Source organism: Fodinibius salsisoli (assembly GCF_026229185.1).
GTDB lineage: Bacteria > Bacteroidota > Rhodothermia > Balneolales > Balneolaceae > Fodinibius > Fodinibius salsisoli.
The window spans coordinates 1-16,998 of sequence record NZ_JAGGJA010000019.1; the positions used below are offsets into that span (position 1 = coordinate 1).

16 protein-coding genes are annotated in these 16,998 nt (G+C 41.9%); 15 read left to right on the top strand and 1 reads right to left on the bottom strand.

Annotated elements, in window-relative coordinates; translation table 11 throughout:
- Positions 1-362: 362 nt before the first annotated feature.
- The 7 genes from J6I44_RS18715 to J6I44_RS18745 all read left to right on the top strand — a co-directional run bounded on the left by J6I44_RS18715 (position 363) and on the right by J6I44_RS18745 (position 5,397).
- Positions 363-977 carry a hypothetical protein gene (locus J6I44_RS18715; protein ID WP_265767729.1) on the top strand — a complete coding sequence of 205 codons (615 nt, stop codon included), beginning with the start codon at positions 363-365 and terminating at the stop codon, positions 975-977.
- Positions 978-1,138: 161 nt separating this feature from the next.
- A complete protein-coding gene (locus J6I44_RS18720; RefSeq protein WP_265767730.1) occupies positions 1,139-1,807 on the top strand; it encodes a hypothetical protein in 669 nt (222 codons plus the stop codon).
- Positions 1,808-2,255: 448 nt separating this feature from the next.
- Positions 2,256-2,513, top strand: coding sequence for an AbrB/MazE/SpoVT family DNA-binding domain-containing protein (locus J6I44_RS18725; protein ID WP_265767731.1), 258 nt, complete (start codon positions 2,256-2,258; stop codon positions 2,511-2,513).
- Entirely contained in the window at positions 2,507-2,842 is a 336-nt protein-coding gene (locus J6I44_RS18730) for a type II toxin-antitoxin system PemK/MazF family toxin (protein WP_265767732.1), read from the top strand. Before J6I44_RS18725 ends, J6I44_RS18730 begins: the two co-directional genes overlap by 7 nt.
- Before the next feature lie 197 nt (positions 2,843-3,039).
- Positions 3,040-4,350: a TlpA family protein disulfide reductase gene (locus J6I44_RS18735; RefSeq protein WP_265767733.1), complete on the top strand. Its 1,311-nt coding sequence runs from the start codon at positions 3,040-3,042 to the stop codon at positions 4,348-4,350.
- A 37-nt stretch (positions 4,351-4,387) separates the two neighbouring features.
- Positions 4,388-5,035, top strand: a complete 648-nt coding sequence (locus J6I44_RS18740) for an HAD family hydrolase (protein ID WP_265767734.1) — start codon at positions 4,388-4,390, stop codon at positions 5,033-5,035.
- 116 nt (positions 5,036-5,151) lie between these two features.
- Entirely contained in the window at positions 5,152-5,397 is a 246-nt protein-coding gene (locus tag J6I44_RS18745; RefSeq protein ID WP_265767735.1) for a DUF6429 family protein, read from the top strand.
- A gap of 125 nt (positions 5,398-5,522) precedes the next feature.
- Here the strand turns inward: J6I44_RS18745 and J6I44_RS18750 are convergent, their stop codons facing one another.
- Positions 5,523-6,014 carry a DUF192 domain-containing protein gene (locus J6I44_RS18750; protein ID WP_265767736.1) on the bottom strand — a complete coding sequence of 164 codons (492 nt, stop codon included), beginning with the start codon at positions 6,012-6,014 and terminating at the stop codon, positions 5,523-5,525.
- Positions 6,015-6,274: 260 nt separating this feature from the next.
- Here J6I44_RS18750 and rimP point away from each other — a divergent pair, with 260 nt between their 5' ends.
- The 8 genes from rimP (at position 6,275) to J6I44_RS18790 (ending at position 16,844) form a co-directional block, all read left to right on the top strand.
- Complete coding sequence (rimP, locus tag J6I44_RS18755) at positions 6,275-6,736, top strand: ribosome maturation factor RimP (protein WP_265767737.1); 462 nt, start codon at positions 6,275-6,277, stop codon at positions 6,734-6,736.
- A gap of 24 nt (positions 6,737-6,760) precedes the next feature.
- Positions 6,761-8,014, top strand: coding sequence for a transcription termination factor NusA (gene nusA / locus J6I44_RS18760; protein ID WP_265767739.1), 1,254 nt, complete (start codon positions 6,761-6,763; stop codon positions 8,012-8,014).
- 121 nt (positions 8,015-8,135) lie between these two features.
- On the top strand, positions 8,136-11,231 hold the full coding sequence (gene infB, locus J6I44_RS18765) for a translation initiation factor IF-2 (RefSeq protein WP_265767740.1): 3,096 nt from the start codon (positions 8,136-8,138) through the stop codon (positions 11,229-11,231).
- 35 nt (positions 11,232-11,266) lie between these two features.
- On the top strand, positions 11,267-11,644 hold the full coding sequence (gene rbfA, locus J6I44_RS18770) for a 30S ribosome-binding factor RbfA (RefSeq protein WP_265767742.1): 378 nt from the start codon (positions 11,267-11,269) through the stop codon (positions 11,642-11,644).
- A 128-nt stretch (positions 11,645-11,772) separates the two neighbouring features.
- A complete protein-coding gene (locus tag J6I44_RS18775) occupies positions 11,773-12,708 on the top strand; it encodes a bifunctional riboflavin kinase/FAD synthetase (RefSeq protein WP_265767743.1) in 936 nt (311 codons plus the stop codon).
- A gap of 95 nt (positions 12,709-12,803) precedes the next feature.
- A complete protein-coding gene (gene rpsO, locus J6I44_RS18780; RefSeq protein ID WP_265767744.1) occupies positions 12,804-13,073 on the top strand; it encodes a 30S ribosomal protein S15 in 270 nt (89 codons plus the stop codon).
- Positions 13,074-13,370: 297 nt separating this feature from the next.
- The gene (gene pnp, locus J6I44_RS18785; protein ID WP_265767745.1) at positions 13,371-15,488 is read left to right on the top strand and encodes a polyribonucleotide nucleotidyltransferase; all 2,118 of its coding nucleotides are present in this window, start codon (positions 13,371-13,373) and stop codon (positions 15,486-15,488) included.
- A gap of 102 nt (positions 15,489-15,590) precedes the next feature.
- A complete protein-coding gene (locus J6I44_RS18790; RefSeq protein WP_265767746.1) occupies positions 15,591-16,844 on the top strand; it encodes a M16 family metallopeptidase in 1,254 nt (417 codons plus the stop codon).
- Positions 16,845-16,998: the final 154 nt, after the last annotated feature.

A 16,998-nucleotide genomic window follows, 5' to 3' on the forward strand; every position in this document is an offset into this window, starting at 1 on the left:
TGATCTCGTATTCGTGCCCGTCTTGCCGGTATCGGCTGTACAGATCCAGCCGGCGACTGCTCACATCAATTGCCAAAAGCAAATGTGAGGGATCAGGTTTGTCCCTGTCATAACATTGTGTAATCTTCTTCATGGGCATCCTCATAGGGTTCGTTCGTGGTGGAACAACCAAGGTGACCTCTTCTGTGAAGAACGTCAACCTTGAGGGTGCCCTAATAGTATGATTAAGTGGGACGTGCCTCGCCGTTGGCTGCCAGTTTCGATTTTCTCAGTTTCCGTAGTACATTTTAAAAGAAATTCAGCGTCATTTTGCACGCCCCTTATGCGCAATGTCGTTAGCTACATTTACTAAATCATCTTAAATGAACAATCATCAGAAGTGGCTTGAACAAAGAAACAAGGTTGATACTGATTATAATGACTGGATTACAACTTTTATTAAATTCGGTTCGATCCCATCAATCTTAGTAGCTCTATTATTTATTTTCGACTCTTCTCTCCCTTTAATATCCGCTGAGCAGGTTAAAGTTTATTGGCTAGAAGAACGTATTGATAATACATATGACAGAGGTGATTACTTCTACTTGATATTTGATGAAGAGAAGCCTCAAGAAACCTTCATGCATGTCACCATTTACAATGAGAATAAGCCACTTTTGAATCGTACTTCTTCAATTGAATTGTCAGATCCCTTCGCTAGGAAATTATCAGTTGGGGATACTCTGCAAATATTTCGATCAAGAATATTTGAGGTAAGAAAAGATGTAGCAAAAATAGATCAAGGTAGGTATGTGCTAAAAGACAGTCGCATGCAAAGTATCTTCTTTTATATCAGAGTTGTAATTCTACTTCTGCCTATTTTAATCTACACCAAATATAGAAAAGAACATCTGAATCTTACGTTAATAGCTGGTTCTTGTGGAGTTATTCTAGCAGGTTATGAAATCTGGTTTCTTATAATAAAATATCTCATTTAATCACTACTAAATGTAGCTAACCCGCGCATTAACGCGGACGCACCTCGCCAATCCTTTGTCGGCCTTGGTTTTGAGGCTCTTCTTTCGTTAGTTGCTAATTCAACATTTCATCGCGTGCAGCTTATGCGCAATGTCGTTATAGTTAAATAAGAATACAGCTCATGGATCAAAATATATACTGGCAACTGAAGCCCCTTAAAGATGAATTCAATTTTGCAGAAGAGATCGTTGTAGATTTAGCAAATGACAGGCTAGTCGATTTATCAGACTTTGAAGTGTCTCAAATCCATGATCCTGTAATACATTTTCGCGAACAATTTATTGAATACATTTTAGAATATGGATTTTCAACCCTAATCAACTTAAAACAAGTAAATGAAGATATTGTTAAAAGAGGCGAGAGCAAAAATGCCATAGTAAATATTTTCCAAAGATTTTTAGATTCTGTCGGAATAAATGAAGAATTAATAATTATCGACTCATATTTATTCGCAACATCCAATAAAAGTGAATGGGAATTACTTGAAGATATTCTAAGTAGATATTTTACAAAGCTTGATGAGATAATTTTTATAAGTAAAAAGTCTAGTCGAAATAAGCGTTTTTATAATTACATAAAAGGGATCTGTGAAAGGGAAAAAATCAAAGTTCAATTTATTAATACGAGTATCTTCCATGACAGATTTTGGATCAGTAATAATCGCAGTGAAGGAATAATTTCCGGTACCTCCCTAAATGGACTAGGTAAACGAATAGCATTAGTTGATAAAATAAAGAATGATGATGTTAGAGAAATAGTAAAGGAATTGACCGACAATAATTTTATTTAATTCTATTCGCTAATCCTCAAAAATTGATTATGTCCGCTACCGATCATTTCAAAATCAACCTGAATCAAAATTTATGGGCTTTAGTAATTTGTCTATTGGGTGTTGGTCTTTCAGAATATTATTGCCTTGTAGTCATATTTTGGTTTTCAGTAATTCTCGCAGGAGTTACATCTATTTCTTACATATTCACTTTAGTAGCATATACAATTAATTACTGGAAAAATAAGATGGGATAATTTAACTATAACCCGCGCATCAACGCGGACGTGCCCCGCCAATTCCTTGCTTCCCAATCCTTTTATAGCTACAATTACTTTTATTAATAATTTACGTTGGCCTGCACGCCGGTTATGCGCAAGGCCGTTACGCACTAAAATCCTATTTCAGTCGTTGCATAGTACTTATAATGTAATTACATTATAACAGAATCTGATTAGATCTTAGTGTTATGAAAACAAAGCTTATTCGCATAGGAAACTCCCAAGGGGTTCGCATTCCGAAGCCTGTCATTGAAGAAATTGGGCTATCTGAAGAAATTGAAATGATCCTCAAAGACAATCAAATCATCCTGCGTTCTGCCAAGCAAACCCGCAAGGGCTGGGATAGTGCCTTTGAAAAAATGGCCCAAAAAGATGATGACCAGTTGATTGACAAAGAAGAAGTTGAGGCCCCAAGCGAGTGGGATGAAACTGAGTGGACATGGTAAAACGGGAACCAGTCGAGCGGTTTGATGTCTATTTAATATCTCTTGATCCAACCAAAGGTTCAGAAATAAAGAAAACCCGCCCTTCCCTGATTATTTCCCCAAATGAAATGAATCGGCATATTCGGACTGTTATTATTGCTCCAATGACGTCGACTATCAAGAATTACCCATCAAGAGTTACAACTACATTTCAAAAGAAACGCGGACAGATCGTCTTAGATCAAATTCGAACGGTCGATAAGCAACGACTGATCAAAAAACTCGGAACTATTAGTTCTTCTGCCCAAGATAAAACGTTAAATACATTACAAGAAATGTTTGCCCCATAAATGCGCGAACCTAACCCCTTCAACAGGGACGTGCCTCGCCAATTCTTTGCCGGCCTTGGTTTTGAGTTTCATCTTTCGTTAGTTGCAAAATAAACAGCATTTCGTGCGCACCTTATGTACAGCCTACGTAGCCGTGCTACTTCGGCGTAGTAGTCCGCAAGGTCGTTATGCTTCTAATTTCCTTCTTAATTAAACCTATGAGTTTTAAATACTTAATATTTTCTTTTGTATTAATTACTTCTCCTCTGGCTTTATTGGGTCAAGTGCAAACGATAAAATTAGGAGAACCAACTACCCATGACTATGTGGATAAGGGCATCAAATCCTTTACTAAAAAACCAACTACATCAGTTTCAATACCAAAAGAATGGGAAAAGAATGAACTTTTTTATCTAGTCGTCTTTTACACCTTCAAAACTTCTGAAGACCCAAAAATGGACATTGTTGTTGAAAAGAAAACTGATGGAGAGCTACTGCATATAGACCTTGATAACGATGAGATAATAACAAAAGATCAGCAGAGTTACTTTTTTCCGTATACAAAAAAAAGATTTGAATTTTGGATTACTGACCCAACTGACCCCAAACAAAAAACGGGACGACTTCTCTTAAGACTTCCATCAGAAGTTATAGGCGAGTCTATAAAAAAAGAAAAATTTATTAAAAGCAATTTCGACTCGGATGGCAGTTTAAATTCCTACTGGATCAACTATTGGCGAAGACATAATCCTGCTTTCGATGGATCAAAAGGTTCATTTTACTTTACAGAGCGATTAAATCTTAGACGAGGTAAATTAACACATCCCCAGGGCACAACTATGATTGGGTTAGTTGATTATAGCGTCAATGGTCTGTATAACGACGATGACGATAGAGTTTATTTAGATTTAAACAATAACGGAAAGTTAAGTTATTATGAGAGAAGTGAAATATTTGGTTTAGAAGACACCCTTACTGTTGGTAATAATAATTTTATTGTAACCGATATCGAAAAATATGGAAATTACATGCAGGTTAAACGAATAGATAACAATCCAACAGCACATCCTTTTCTAACTTTTTCACACAAAGAGATAAATAATAGTATTCAGGCCTCTGCCTCTGGTCGTCTTAAATCTCCATTTTTTAAGATGAAATTTAACAGTATTGAAGGGGAGTTAGTCAATATCAGTGATTATGATACTGAGTTTCTTTTGATAAATTTTTGGGGTGAGTGGTGTGGTCCCTGTATAGCAGAAATCTCTGAACTAAAAAAATTGAGAAGCGGGAATGGTAAAAAAATTAAGATCTTAAGTTTTTTAAAAGCTGCAAATTATCCTAAAGCGGAAGAAATTATTGAAAGTGAGAATCTAAGTTGGAATCATATCGAAGTATCTGAAAATATCGAACATGATTTTAGAATACTCATGTATCCTACCAACTATCTAATCAATTTAGAAGAAAAGACTTTTTATCAATTTGGAAAGTTAGATTATGAAGTTATTCTAAAACTTATAAAAGAAAATTAGAAACCTAACAACGGCATGAGCGCCTAAATGAATTTTTATGCACCTGGTTACTTTTGACATCGATGGGACTCTGATAGACTCACAAGATTTTGATAGCAATTTGTATGTGGAGTCGATACAAAAAGTGCTAAATGTGGAAATTGGTTCAGATTGGAGCAAGTATAAACAAGTAACTGACAGTGGCATTCTAAATCAAATCATTGAGGAAAATAACCTGCACCACTCTAGTATAGATATTCATCGAAAAGTACACCGATGTTTTGTCAAAAAGACCGAGGACTATATATCAAACCTTTCAGGTTCCCTCACTGAAATCCCAGGGGCTAAAAAGTTGATTGAAGCTCTAAGTACAAAAAAAGGAGTAGCGCTTGCTATTGCTACTGGTGGTTGGGAAGAAACTGCACGAATGAAACTTCAGGCGATCGGAATCGATTCTGGTAGTTTTCCACTCGCTACAGCCTCAGATTCACCAGATCGCATCGAAATTATGCAAATTGCTGAAAGACGGGCATTGAATGGAAAGACCGCCCATAAAAAAACATATTTTGGTGATGGAGAATGGGACAGAATAGCTAGCAATCAACTTGGTTATCAATTTGTTGGTGTTGGTAATAGCGTCGAAAGCACGTTCAAAGTATCAGCATTCCGTAATCTGGAAGCCATTTTTGCCAAGCTGGGTGTATAACCAGCGCAACCGGGCCCCATGGAATGCTGCTGCGAGATCTCCCGACCCTTCGGGAGGTTCCACAGGGCAGTTTATGCGGCTTTTAATTATTCAGAATATATTCAGCCATCTTGAAAATGGAATACAATAAAGATAAAGTTGATGAAATGATGCTTGCTTTCCTTTGGCTTACCATGTTTGACAAAGGAGATGCCGTGCGAGCCTGGAAAGGGCACAATTGGGAACACTTGGATCGTCTTCATGAAAAAGGATACATCGGTAACCCCAAAAGCAAAGCTAAATCTGTCGTTGTTACCGAAGAAGGGGAAAGGCTTGCCGAGGAATTATTTAACCGATATTTCGGAATTGAGAGCACTGAATAGCCTGACAGGTTAAACTATCTTCTGGCTGTTTCAAGCGTCCACGCTTGAAACTGAGTATTAAGTGAACGCTTATCACAGCCAGAGTTTTTTGGCCTTTTTGTTGCTTATTGTTTACATCGGATTTATTAAAAGGCCACCTTCATACCTTCCTGGATGTCGTGGGAAATACAGTATCCGGCATTCGTCTCAATAACATACTGAGCAGGCTTCCCGGACTGTAAGCTTTTTTCCGAAAAAGGTTCTGCATTGTGATGGATACGTACAATCTGCTTATCAGCATTTACAAAAATGATATCCAGTGGGAGAGGGGTATTGGCCATCCAGAATCCACGGGGTTTATTTTCCTCAAAAATAAAGAGCATTCCTTTATCTGCAGGAAGGCTTCGCACATCCATCAAGCCCTGGCTTCGCTCTTTATCATCATCTGCCAAGGCTGCTTCTATGGTTGAGATGGTATCAGTGTCGGCGGAAAGAAAAGAAATAGAGCGTACGTACTCCAGAGAAGTACTGCGGTCCTGGGAAGAAGGATCGTTATCTTCCGTTTCAGAATCTTGAGAACAAGCGGTTGTGAGCATAGCAAATGCGGCGATCAGAAAGAGGGATAGCGTTCGATTCATAAAGACGATTGTTGGTGGTAAAGGGTGTTATAGTTTGATTATTCTTACTAAGTAGTAGTGCTAGGGTCAGCTTAGGTAACGTTAAAGCAAAAATCTACAATAGAAATAGTAAAAAATCATCTTATCCATAGCTAAATTTCAAGTAGATATTTGATAGTCTTCTATAGTTGTTTTTTTAACGGATTAACGGTATCTTTGATTGCTTTAAGTGAGCGCCGTGAGGTACTCGCTTTTTTTTGTACCTGTTAATTAAGAAAATTGTGTCTAATAAGGTTATAAATAAAATTTCTGAACTGTCAGAATCGGTACTTGCGACGACCGACTTTTTCCTCGTTGATGTGGAAATTAAAGGGGGCGATATCCCGGAAGTCTGGGTGTCCGTTGATGGTGAAGAGCGCGGCGTGAACATGGATGAATGCGCCGACATAAGTAATGAAATTAGCTTTTTAATGGATGCGCACGAGCTATTTTCGGGACGTTACCGTATTAACGTTTCGTCTCCGGGTTTAGATCGTCCATTGGTTGACCGGCGGCAATATCCGAAGAATAAAGGCCGCAAAGTTAAAGTGAAATATGAGCAGGGCGGAGAAGACCTAAGGGTTGAAGGAACCTTACAGGATATCTCCGAACAAGGTATTATTGTAGAGATCAATGAACAAACGACAGTTACCCTGCCCTTTGATGATCTGGTTGAAACCAAAATTATTCCTTCTTTTAAATAATTTTAAGCAGACAGGAGTCTAACGATGGCAAATGATGTATCGAAACAAATAATTCAATCTTTTGCTGAGATAGCAAAGGATAAAGACATCGGAAAAGATTTATTATTGTCGATTCTCGAGGATGTCTTTCGAACCATGATTCGTAAAAAGTATGGTTCCGATGAAGCATTTGAGGTGATTTTAAATGCGGATCGGGGAGAGATCCAGATACTCCATATTCGTGAGGTGGTACCTGAAGAAGAACTGACGGATGAGGTACAGGAAATTACCATAGATGAGGCTCTGAAGCACGATCCTGACCTGGAACTCTATGATGAGTTTGCACAGGAACTGTCGATTACCGATTTTGGCCGTCGTGCGGTTATGATGGCCCGCCAACAGCTTGCTCAGCGCATTCGCGAGATTGAGAAAGATAATATTTTCGAAGAGTACTCCGATCGTGTAGGGGAAATAGTTCTTGGAGATGTGTATCAGATTCGAAGCCGTGAGATGCTGATTAATCATAATGGTGTAGAATTGGTGCTGCCTAAGAAGGAGCAGATTTACAAAGATCGTTACCGCAAGGGCGATACCATCCGGGCCGTGGTCAAAGAGGTTAAGCGGTATAACAGCAATCCATCGGTGATTATTTCGCGGACTTCCCCCTTGTTCCTCGAGCGTTTGTTTGAGAATGAAATTCCGGAAGTTTTTGATGGCATCATTGAATTGGTTCGGATTGCACGTGAGCCGGGAGATCGCTCAAAGGTGGCTGTCATGTCGCACGATGAGCGGGTAGATCCCGTCGGCGCTTGTGTCGGGATGAAAGGTATCCGAATTCACGCTATCGTTCGCGAACTTCAGAATGAAAATATTGACGTCATCAATTATACCGACGACCAGCATGAGTTTATAAAGCGGGCCTTGCAGCCGGCCGAAGTGTTGAGTGTCGATCTGACGGAGGATGGAAGCCTGGCGAAGGTCTTGGTGCCCGCCGATGAAGTATCCAAAGCCATTGGGAAAGGAGGCGTCAATATTCGATTGGCCTCCAAGTTGGTAGGGTGTGAAATTGACGTCTATCGTGAGGTTGAAGAGGAAGATGATATTGACCTGCAGGAGTTCGAAATTGACTTCGGTCCAGAGGTTATTCAGTTGCTTCATGATATCGGCTGTGATACGGCTCGACAGGTGTTAGAGCTTGATGAAGAGGAAATCGTTCGCAGAACTGAGGGAGAAATTACCGAAGACCAAGCAGAACGCATCATCGATATTATTGCTTATGAATTCGAGGATGAAGATTAGTTCTGAAACTTAGATTTCCCCTGAATAAGTTTTACCTTATACTTGCAACCGATAAGGAAAGGTTCTAAGGGCCGAATTAAACAGATAACATAGGAAACGCACTTTTCAGAAATACATTTATATGTCGCCAAAGAAAAAGCCAAAACGGTTATTTAAAGTTGCATCTGAATTTAACGTATCTACGACTTCGATTGTAGATTCGCTATCGGAAGAAGGCTTTGATGTTACCAATAAGCCCAACACCAAAGTTACACCCGAAATGTACGAGGTGCTGGAAGAGGTATATGGCGTTGACAAAGCTAATAGCCAACAGCATGCTAAGGCAAAAGAAGATTATGCCAGCCGACGTGATCAGATTCGGTCCAGCCGTAATGAGAGTGTTTCTATAGAAGATAGCCTTGAACCCCTCGAGGATGATCTTCCTTTGGAGCCCGAGGAGGATTTACCTCTTGAGCCCGAAGAAGAGGAAGAGCCTGAAGAGATTGGAGGACTGGAACCTATAGAAGGTGAGGAGGAAGAGGACACCCCGGAAGAGGAGATTGAGTCTGAGGAAGAGTCCCAACCAGAGGAAAAAGAAGAACAGCCTGAGTCCGTTGAAGAAGTTGAAGCTGAGGAAAAAGAAGAAACGCCAGAAGAAAAAGAAGAAGATACGCAGCCCGTTTCGGAAGAAATAGAGGAAGAAGAGCCAGAACCTGAAGAAGACGTTGAGCCTGATCCTGTAGCGGCGGAAACGGAAGAAGACCAGGAAGATGCCGATGTTGTTGAGGAGGAAGAAGATACTCAAGAACAAGCTGAAGAGCCTCAAACTGCTGAAGTCAGTGATTCCGAAGAGGTTGACCATTCCGAAGAGGTCGAAGGTGAGACCGATGAAGGCGAAGATACGTCAGATGTAGAGGTTGAAGAGGAAGAGGCTGATGAAGAGGAAGAAGATACGCAGCCCGTTTCGGAAGAAATAGAGGAGGAAGAGCCACAATCAGAAGAAGATGATGAGCCTGAGTCTGCTGAAGTAGAGAAAGAAGAATCTGACGACGAAGATGAGGCTGATGAAGATGAAGAGGAAGAAACGCGAGAACAAGGAGTTATCCGTGGACGTGCTGGTCGTCTGAAAGGAACCAAAGTGGTAGGTAAGGTTACGATAGACGACAGTAAGCCCAAGCGCCGTAAAAAACGGAAGCGCAAGAAAGATCGCCGTGATGAGGATGAAGGATCCAATACGAAATCGGCCAAGCGTGAAAAGAAAAAGGGTAAGAAGAAGAAAAAACGTCGTAAGCGTAGAGGCAGCCGTGTTGACGATGAAGATGTAGAACAGAAAATGAAGGAGACGCTGCGTAAGATGCAGTCGTCAGAAACAGTCGGTAGCCGTCGTCAGAAGCGACGAAAGCAGCGTAAGGAAGAACGCGAGGAAGAAGAACAGCTGCAGGCTGAACTGGAAGAGTTAGAAGAAGGTCTGTTAGAAGTTACAGAATTTATAACCGTAAGTGATTTAGCCGAACTGATGGATGTAAAGGCTAATGAAGTAATCACTACGTGCATGAATCTGGGCATGATGGTTTCAATCAATCAGCGTCTGGATGCCAGCACAATCGAACTCGTAGCTGAAGAATTCAATTATGAAGTAGAGTTTGTCGATGCTGAGGAAGCTATCGAAGAGATTGAGCTCGAAGAAGATGATCCGGAAGATTTACGGCCCAGAGCGCCAATTATTACCGTTATGGGACACGTTGATCACGGAAAGACTTCGTTGTTGGACTATATCCGAAAGTCGCAGGTTGCTGAAGGCGAGGCCGGTGGAATTACCCAGCACGTAGGTGCTTATGAGGTTAAAACTGATGATGGACGCCCCATTACATTCCTTGATACACCCGGTCACGAAGCTTTTACAGCGATGCGTTCGCGTGGTGCCCAGGCTACTGATATTGTTATCCTGGTTGTTGCCGCTGATGACGCTGTGATGCCCCAGACCATTGAGGCTATTAACCATGCCAAGGCGGCCGGCGTATCTATCATTGTTGCGATTAATAAGATGGATAAGCCCGGTGCTAAACCTGAAAAGATTAAGCAGCAACTGGCTGAGCACGATGTGATTGTTGAGGAATACGGCGGTACAAATCAGGCAGCCGAGGTATCGGCAAAGACGGGAGAAGGAATTCCTGAGTTGTTAGAAAAAGTGCTCATTGAATCTGAGCTGATGGAGCTTAAGGCCAACCCCGATCGTAAAGCCGATGGCGTGGTGCTTGAAGCGAGAGTCGATAAAGGTAAAGGAACAGTCGCGAACATTCTGGTTCAAAATGGTACCCTGCGTGTGGGAGATTCATTTGTTGCAGGACCTTGCTTTGGCCGCGTTCGAGCCATGGAAAATGAACTTGGTAACCGTGTGGAAGCTGCAGGGCCTTCAGAACCTGTTCAGCTAACAGGATTTGATGATATTCCGCAAGCCGGTGATAAAATTGTTGTGCTCGAGGATGAGAAGAAGGCTAAAGAAATTGCCAGCCAGCGACAGCAAATTCGCCGCGAGCAAGAATTGCGTCAATCTAAGCATCTGTCACTGGATGATCTCTCACGCCGACTGGCCCTGGGTGAAGTTTCCGATCTGAACCTTATTATTAAAGCCGATGTGGATGGTTCTATCGAAGCCCTTTCCGGTTCGTTACAGAAGTTAAGCAATGATGAAGTATCCGTTAATATTGTCCATAAAGGAGCAGGAGCAATTACGGAATCCGATGTACTGTTAGCCTCAGCTTCCGATGCTATTATCATTGGCTTCCAGGTACGGCCAACTTCCAATGCACGATCGGTAGCAGATAACGAAGAGATCGATATTCGATTATTCAGCGTTATCTATGATGCCGTTGACGAAGTCAAAGATGCGATGGAAGGTATGCTCTCACCAGAAATTAGCGAGAAACTCCTTGGAAATGCGGAAGTGCGAGAAATATTCAAGGTCTCCAGTGTGGGAACCATTGCAGGCTGCTATGTAACCGACGGTAAAGTGAATCGCAATAATCCGGTTCGCATTGTGCGCGATGGAGTGGTGATTTATGACGGTGAAATTGACTCGCTTAAGCGGTTTAAAGATGACGTCAAAGAAGTACAGACCGGCTATGAATGTGGACTCAGTATTGTAAATTACAACGATCTGAAAGTCGGTGATGTCATTGAAAATTATGAGGTCATTGAAGAGCGTCGTAGCCTTGAGGATGTGAAAGGGAACGACTAATCCTTTCAAACTTATTTAAGATATTGTAAGTAGATATGAGTATCCGTACTGAACGACTGGGTGCCGTTATAAAACGGGACCTCGGTCAAATTATTCAAAAAAGTTATCAAGCCAGCGGCTCTTTTGTGACGGTAACAAAAGTCGAGGTTACCCCTGATTTGATGATTGCCAAAGTACATTTGAGTGTATACGCTCCCGGCAAAGATGAGGAGGCTCTGTTTGCCCATCTTGAGGAGAATAAGGCCAATATCAGAAAGGATTTAGCCGATAAAATACGACATCAGGTCCGACGTATTCCTGAGCTCCATTTTATTAACGACCAAACGGCAGAATATGTCGAAAAGATGGAGAACTTATTTCAGAAAGTTCGCAAGGAGAGAGAGGAGCGTCACAACAGTTCTGAAGAGGAGTGAGTTGGCAGAGGCTCAATACTGTCGATTAGATGTAGGATCCCTAAATAGAAATTTGCGTCGTTACAGCTTTTCCCTACTTTATAGCTTCAACAAACTTCTTGTAATATCCTAAATGATGTACTGTAGTAATGGCTGAGCTTATTTTACTGGATGATGTGGTGCACAATCCCAATACCGTGTTGACGGTAGGAACTTTTGACGGAGTGCATGCCGGACATCGGGCTATTTTAGATACGGTGGTACGCAAAGCAAAAGAGCGAAAGGCCCGGAGTGTGTTAGTCACCTTCGATCCCCATCCACGTAATATTATAAATCCGGGCGAGTCAGGAATAAAATTATTGACAACCACCCAGGAGCGGTCAGAGATTTTGAAAGAACTTGGAATTGATGAAATGGTCGTAATTCCATTCGATCGTGATTTTTCACTTTTAAGTTCCGAAGAATTCATACGTGATGTCATTTATGAGAAAATAGGAGTGAGTGAGTTTGTTATTGGTTATGACCATCACTTCGGTCGCGACAGGAAGGGAACCATTGAAACTATTGAAACACTTGGCAAGGAGCTTGACTTTGATGCCTATGTGGTTTCAAAACGTGAAATTGGAGATCAAACGGTCAGTAGCACAGCCATCCGAAAAGCTATCAGTGAAGAGGGCAATGTAGAGCGAGCGGCAACATTTCTTCAGCGCCCTTATCGACTGAATGGTATGGTTGTGCATGGAGACAAGCGGGGTAAAGAGATTGGGTATCCTACTGCCAACATTAAACCTGAACATCCAGAAAAGATTCTCCCCCAGGATGGGGTGTATGCTGTACGAGTTCGGGTCATGGATAACTGGTTTAAAGGGATGATGAATATTGGCACTCGTCCCACCTTTGACGGTAAGGTGAGAACTCTTGAAGTAAACCTGTTTGATTTCGATGAAAATATCTACGGTAAGGAAGTACAGGTCCGTTTTTTTAATCGTATCCGCAAAGAGATAAAGTTTGATGGAATAAATGAACTTATCCAGCAGCTGAAAAAAGATGAAAAAAAAGCCCAAGAATTGCTTGCCGGTCATTAATTAATTGCAAACAACTGCTTAATAGCTTATCTTTGACCGCTATTAAGATTAGAAAAATAAGTAGTTGTAGTAAAGAAAAAGAATTTAATTATCACATGTCGATAACAAAAGAACGCAAAGAAGAACTTGTTGAGAAATTTGGTGGATCCAAAGACAATACTGGGTCAACAGAAGCTCAAATTGCTATTTTTACTGAGCGGATTAATGACTTAACGGGGCATCTCAAAGATAATAAGCAAGATCATGCTTCTCGCCGGGGGCTATTGAAACTGGTAGGGAAGAGAAGAAAGCTGTTAAACTACCTGAAGAAAAAAGATATTGAAAAATATCGTGAGCTTATCAGCGAATTAGGCATCCGTAAGTAGAGCAAAGGGCACGTTCAAAGGCGTGCCTTTTTGTGTTATTTTACTGGTTCCACCTCTGTTATGGTAAGAAAAGCCCCTCTCTTTTCGACCGTTTTACTCAAAGAATTCTCCGAGGCTTGCCTTGGGGTAAGACAAGGAAAGTTTGAAAACCTGAGGTTTTCATTAAGATAAGAAGTGAATGTATTCCTGTTTTAATACCTCGGGGCTGGGCCCAGAGGATTGTTTATTTTTCAGCTGATTACACCTGTTTGTCAGCTGCTATAGTTCGTAAAAAATTTGAATTGAATAGATATTATAATGAAAGAAGACTTTAGAAGTGTTGAATTTGCACCGGGTAAAACAATATCGATAGAAACCGGTCGAATTGCCAAGCAGGCTGATGGTGCCGTTGTAGTACGCATGGGTGATACCATGGTTCTTTGTACGGCTGTTAGTTCCAAAGAGCCTACTGACAAACCTTTTTTCCCTTTAACTGTTGACCTGCGTGAAAGCTTTTCCGCGGGAGGTAAGTTTCCCGGTGGTTTCATCAAGCGGGAAGGTCGTCCCAATGATAAAGAAGTACTTTCCAGCCGTCTGATTGACCGCAGCTTACGTCCACTTTTCCCTGATGGCTACCGATTTGATACACAAATCATCTGTTCTGTCCTTTCTTCCGATGGAGAGCATAACGGTGACGTTTTAGGTGGTGTTGGCGCGTCTGCAGCACTTCACATTTCTGATGTTCCATTTGCCGGACCTATTGCCGAAGTTCGCGTAGGTCGTGTAGAAGGGGAGTTTGTTATCAATCCTACGCTTAGTGAGATGGAAGCCAGCGATATCGACATGATTATCGGGGGTACGGAAGAGAGCGTCCTGATGATGGAAGGCGATATGGATGAGATTACAGAAGTGGAAATGCTGGATGCGATCAAAGCCGGTCATGAGGCTATTAAAAAGCTGTGCGTATTTCAGGAAGAACTGCGCGAAGAGTTTGGTAAGCCCAAAAGAGAATTTACCCCTGAGCCTGTGGACGAAGATCTTAAGGCTAAGGTTCACGAACTGGCAGAAGAAAAAGTTCGGGAAGTCGCACGCATTGGTCTTGGCAAAGAAGACTATAGCGAAAAGCTTGGTGAAGTAAAAGAGGCCGTTATTGAAGAACTTACGGCACAGGAAGAGTATGAAGATCAAGAAGGAGCTATTAAAGATATTTTCAGCAAAATTGAGAAGAACGAGCTGAGGAATCTGATCCTTAAAGAGAAACGTCGTATTGATGGCCGTTCTCCGGAAGACATTCGTGATATCTGGACACAGGTAGACTACCTCGCTCGAACGCACGGTTCTGCGATATTTACCCGGGGTGAAACACAGGCCTTGGTCTCTGTTACGCTTGGAACCAAACAAGATGCACAGGCCGTAGATACGCTACTTAAAGAAGAAGATAAAACTTTCTTTCTACACTATAACTTCCCCAATTACAGCGTGGGTGAAGCGGGTTTCATGCGTGGACCTGGTCGTCGTGAAATAGGGCACGGTCATTTGGCCGAGCGCTCAATTGGCAAATTGATGCCATCGTTCGATGAGTTTGGCTACGTAATCCGTGTTATCTCTGATATTACCGAATCCAACGGTTCTTCTTCCATGGCTTCCGTTTGTGGCGGTTCCATGGCCCTTATGGATGCCGGTGTACCGCTTGAGAAGCCAGTTGCGGGAATCGCAATGGGCATGATCGTCGGTGAAGAGGAATCCGTGGTACTTTCCGATATACGCGGCGAAGAAGATTTCATGGGAGACATGGACTTCAAAACGGCTGGAAGTAAAGACGGTATTACCGCTTGCCAGATGGATATGAAAGTAAGTGGTATTTCATTCGAGAAGCTTGAGGAAGCTCTGGAGCAAGCTCGGAAAGGACGTCTGCACATTCTGGATAAGATGACCGAATCAATCTCTGAGCCTAAAGATCAGATTTCTGAATTTGCACCTCAGTTTATCAATATGGAAATTGATGCTGATGACATCGGATCCGTTATTGGGCCAGGCGGAAAAGTGATTCAAACGCTTCAGAAAGAAACAGATACTGAGATTTGGGTCGAGGAAGACGAAGAGCGGAGCAAGGGTAAAATTACCATTACCGCTGATGCGCTTTCCAAAGCGGAAGAAGCGAAGAAACGCATTGAAGGCATCGTAGGTCACCTCGAAGAAGGAGCGACATACCACGGTACGGTAAAAGCGATTAAGGATTACGGCGCTTTTGTTGAGATTGTACCTGGTAAGGATGGTCTGCTCCACGTCTCAGAAATCAATCACAGTCACGTTAAAAATGTGAGTGATGTGTTATCTGTAGGAGATGAACTGGATGTGAAATTGCTGAAAGTAGAACACGGAGGCAAACTCCGCCTTTCCCGTAAGGCTTTGCTTCCTAAAGATGGAGAAGAATAGCGTCACTTACTATCTTTTCTTTTAACCTATTATTAGATAAAGCGCCATCTCATAATCCGGGGTGGCGTTTTTATTGTTCAACCTAATTTGTATTTCTGGATAATGAACCAACATTTTCAAGAACAAAATTCCGTAGAAAAGACCATTCTGGATAATGGACTTAAGATTGTTACAGAACATGTAGAAAGCGTCAAAAGTGTTGCGGTGGGAATCTGGGCGAAAACAGGTAGTCGCAACGAAACGGAAAAACAATCCGGTGTTACACATTTTTTGGAACACATGCTTTTTAAGGGTACGGAGACAAAGTCATCCTACGATATTGCCATGAGCATGGAGTCTGTGGGGGGGTATTTGAATGCCTTTACCTCATCGGAATATACCTGTTACTTTTCCCGATGTTTAAATACCAATCTGAGCCGGGCACTGGATGTTCTTTCGGATATGGTACTGAACCCTTCGTTCCCGGAAGATGAAATTCAGAAAGAGAAAAATGTGGTCATCGAAGAGATGAAGATGTATCGCGATAGTCCCAAAGATTACCTTTTGGAGGAGTTTAGTGCACATCTTTTTAATGGTCACCCTTTGGGGCGATCCACATTGGGACACGAGGAATCGGTTTCAGCTTTCAGCCGAGAAGATCTTTATCAGTACATGACTGATCGATATCAGCCTTCCAACCTGTTAGTTGCTGTAGCCGGAAATGTAGATCACGATCAGGTTGTTGAGCTTGTATCTGAAGTATTTGCAGAGATTGAATCCAAGCCGTTAAAAGAGCTGGACCAAACGCTGACGGATTATGAAACCAAGAAAATTAAACTGTCCAGGCCTATAGAACAAACCCATCTTATCATGGGGCGTCGTGGTCTTGATTATGATCATGATGATAAATATCAGCTTCTGTTGGCAAATACCGTATTAGGAGGAGGGATGAGTTCACGACTTCACCAAAACGTGCGTGAACAATATGGCTACTGCTATACCATTACCTCTTTCAACCAGTCGTATAAGGATACGGGTATGTACGGCATTTATGTGGGAACGGATGAAGAATATGTTGAGCATGTTCGCGACCTGATTCAGAAAGAGTTGGATAAGCTTAAAGAAGAACCTATACCGGAGAAGGAGCTTTTTGAGGCCAAATCCCAACTTAAAGGAAAGCTCTTGCTGTCGCTGGAGAGCATGAGCAGCCGGATGAGGCGCCTGGCCAAGAGTGAAATCTACTTTAATCGATACATAACACTTGATGAGCTCATCGAAAACATTGATGGTGTACAGTCGGATGAAGTGCAGCACTTTGCCCAAAACTTCTTTCAAGGAGAAATATTTTCGGAGGCTGTGCTAACACCGGAAGGGTAGGTTAGTAGGGGGGGGCATAAAAAACTTCCGCCCCTGCCAACGTAACAGTTGCAGGGACGGAAGCCTATGGATTCTATATGTAAGTAGCAGCTCAAGTAGCGTAACTAATGCTGTATTGAGGAGGTTATGTTAGCCCTCTTTGATTTTGATAGTT

Bases quoted from the DNA above. Each gene is read 5' to 3' on its own strand.
- J6I44_RS18715 (WP_265767729.1), top strand. From the start codon at position 363: ATGAACAATCATCAGAAGTGGCTTGAACAAAGAAACAAGGTTGATACT.
- J6I44_RS18720 (WP_265767730.1), top strand. From the start codon at position 1,139: ATGGATCAAAATATATACTGGCAACTGAAGCCCCTTAAAGATGAATTC.
- J6I44_RS18725 (WP_265767731.1), top strand. From the start codon at position 2,256: ATGAAAACAAAGCTTATTCGCATAGGAAACTCCCAAGGGGTTCGCATT.
- J6I44_RS18730 (WP_265767732.1), top strand. From the start codon at position 2,507: ATGGTAAAACGGGAACCAGTCGAGCGGTTTGATGTCTATTTAATATCT.
- J6I44_RS18735 (WP_265767733.1), top strand. From the start codon at position 3,040: ATGAGTTTTAAATACTTAATATTTTCTTTTGTATTAATTACTTCTCCT.
- J6I44_RS18740 (WP_265767734.1), top strand. From the start codon at position 4,388: ATGCACCTGGTTACTTTTGACATCGATGGGACTCTGATAGACTCACAA.
- J6I44_RS18745 (WP_265767735.1), top strand. From the start codon at position 5,152: ATGGAATACAATAAAGATAAAGTTGATGAAATGATGCTTGCTTTCCTT.
- J6I44_RS18750 (WP_265767736.1), bottom strand. From the start codon at position 6,014: ATGAATCGAACGCTATCCCTCTTTCTGATCGCCGCATTTGCTATGCTC.
- nusA (WP_265767739.1), top strand. From the start codon at position 6,761: ATGGCAAATGATGTATCGAAACAAATAATTCAATCTTTTGCTGAGATA.
- infB (WP_265767740.1), top strand. From the start codon at position 8,136: ATGTCGCCAAAGAAAAAGCCAAAACGGTTATTTAAAGTTGCATCTGAA.
- rbfA (WP_265767742.1), top strand. From the start codon at position 11,267: ATGAGTATCCGTACTGAACGACTGGGTGCCGTTATAAAACGGGACCTC.
- J6I44_RS18775 (WP_265767743.1), top strand. From the start codon at position 11,773: ATGGCTGAGCTTATTTTACTGGATGATGTGGTGCACAATCCCAATACC.
- rpsO (WP_265767744.1), top strand. From the start codon at position 12,804: ATGTCGATAACAAAAGAACGCAAAGAAGAACTTGTTGAGAAATTTGGT.
- pnp (WP_265767745.1), top strand. From the start codon at position 13,371: ATGAAAGAAGACTTTAGAAGTGTTGAATTTGCACCGGGTAAAACAATA.
- J6I44_RS18790 (WP_265767746.1), top strand. From the start codon at position 15,591: ATGAACCAACATTTTCAAGAACAAAATTCCGTAGAAAAGACCATTCTG.